The sequence below is a fragment of the Arthrobacter sp. CAL618 genome, assembly GCF_000468215.1.
Lineage (GTDB): Bacteria > Actinomycetota > Actinomycetes > Actinomycetales > Micrococcaceae > Arthrobacter_D.
Map to the genome: position 1 here is coordinate 1 of NZ_ASZW01000111.1, position 1,708 is coordinate 1,708.

The following is a 1,708-nucleotide window of genomic DNA, read 5'->3' on the forward strand; positions in this document are numbered from 1 at the left end:
CGCTGGTCGTTGACCACCGGCTACTCACAGAACTACGGGGTGAGCTCGCCAAGAACGTATCAGCCTGGTCGGCACGCTCCGGCATGCCCCACGGTGTGGTGCACACCGAGCTGAGGAAGGCCTGCGGCGGTCCGGCCGTGGCACAGGCCAACGAGGATCAGCTCCAGCGGCGGCTGAAGAAGTTGCAGGACTGGTTCATCGGCCGGAAATAGCCGCCCGGTGCACTACCGCGAAGGGTGAGGGACCTGGGCGCGCGGCAGCGAAGGCCAGGTCCTACTCGACCAGTTCGACGCCGGCTTCTTCGAGTTCCTCGAGGGTGGTCTCGACGCCGTCGGGGTGGACCCCGCGGGTGTAGCGGACCAGGACCGAGGTGGTGTAGCCGGCCGCTACAGCGTCCAGGGCGGTTGCCTTGACGCAGAAGTCGGTGGCAAGGCCAACCAGTGCCACCTCATCGACCTCCCGCTCACGGAGCCAGTCATCGAGTGTCACCGGGTCTTCTGTCGACCCCTCAGCCAGGGCGCCGAGCTTCTGCTCGCCGGTGGGAACCTCGTCTTCGGGGGCGAGGACGCCTTCAAAGCCCGAGTACGCCGCCTCGAACTGGCCTTTCCGGAAGACTGCTTCGACATTCTCGGTATCCAGGTCCGGGTGGAACCGTGATCCCTTGCTGTCGGCGACGCAGTGGACCGGCCAGGAGTGGAGGAAGTCAGGGGTCTGTGAAAAGTGGGCTCCAGGGTCGATGTGCCAGTCCTGGGTGGCGACGATGTGATCGAACGCCCCGCCCTGCTCGTCGATGAAGTCGCTGAGCAGGGAGGCGAGGTCGGCGCCGCCGTCGACGGCTAGCGACCCACCTTCACAGAAATCGTTCTGGACGTCGACAATGATCAGGGCGCGGGTCATGGTTCCTCCTCGTATTCGGTGGGGATGGCGGGTTCTCCGCGCTGCAGTCGCATGACCGAGCCCGGCAGTTCGGTCATGGACGACCGGTGGTGTTCGACGGCGCGGCGCACCGCATCGGCCCCGGTCCAGCCGGGCAGGATGTCGCCGTCGCTGACAAATTGCTGCAGCAGCGGCCGGTCGTTTCCGTCGTCGTGAGGCGAGCGGCCAATTCCCACCACCTCGGTTGTGGCGATGCCCGCGTCGTTGAGGCGGCGGAGTGCGTATTTGCGCCCGCCGCGCGAGGCCTTGTTCAGTGCTGACTTCGCTACTGAAACGAATTCGCCGTCGTCATCGGTCCGGCTCACCAGTTTGTAGACCAGGCCCGCGGTCGGGGCGCCCGAACCGGTGACCAGTGAGGTGCCGACGCCGTAGGAATCCACGGGAGCGGAGGCGAGGGAGCCAATCGCAAACTCGTCGAGATCCGAGGTGACCACAATCCGGGTGTTGTGGTTGCCCAGGTCATCGAGCAGCTGACGGACCCAGCGGGCCTGGGCCACGAGGTCGCCCGAATCCAGCCGCACCGCACCCAGCTCCGGTCCAGCCACCTCGACGGCGGTCCGGACGCCGCGTTCGACGTCGTACGTGTCCACCAGCAGCGATGTTCCGGCGCCCAGCGTGGCGACCTGGGCGGCGAAGGCATCCCGCTCCGTGTCGTGCAGCAGGGTGAAGGAGTGGGCTGCGGTGCCTACGGTCTTCACGCCGTACCTCCGACCGGCCTCTAGGTTGGAGGTGCTGGCGAAACCCCCAATGATCGCGGCCCGCGCGGCGGCCA

2 protein-coding genes and 1 pseudogene are annotated in these 1,708 nt (G+C 66.9%); 1 reads left to right on the top strand and 2 read right to left on the bottom strand.

Features of this window, described 5'->3' with window-relative positions:
- A pseudogene (locus K728_RS18720) lies at positions 1–212 on the top strand (ATP-dependent helicase); the annotation flags it as partial.
- A 61-nt stretch (positions 213–273) separates the two neighbouring features.
- On the opposite strand, the gene K728_RS0107040 reads toward K728_RS18720, so the two are convergent.
- Positions 274–897 (bottom strand): isochorismatase family protein, encoded by a 624-nt coding sequence (locus K728_RS0107040; RefSeq protein ID WP_024476296.1) that lies wholly within the window; start codon positions 895–897, stop codon positions 274–276.
- Positions 894–1,708: nicotinate phosphoribosyltransferase (locus K728_RS0107045; RefSeq protein ID WP_024476297.1), on the bottom strand; the 815-nt coding region annotated here is incomplete at its 5' end. The genes K728_RS0107040 and K728_RS0107045, both read right to left, overlap by 4 nt.

Bases quoted from the DNA above. Each gene is read 5' to 3' on its own strand.
- K728_RS0107040 (WP_024476296.1), bottom strand. From the start codon at position 897: ATGACCCGCGCCCTGATCATTGTCGACGTCCAGAACGATTTCTGTGAA.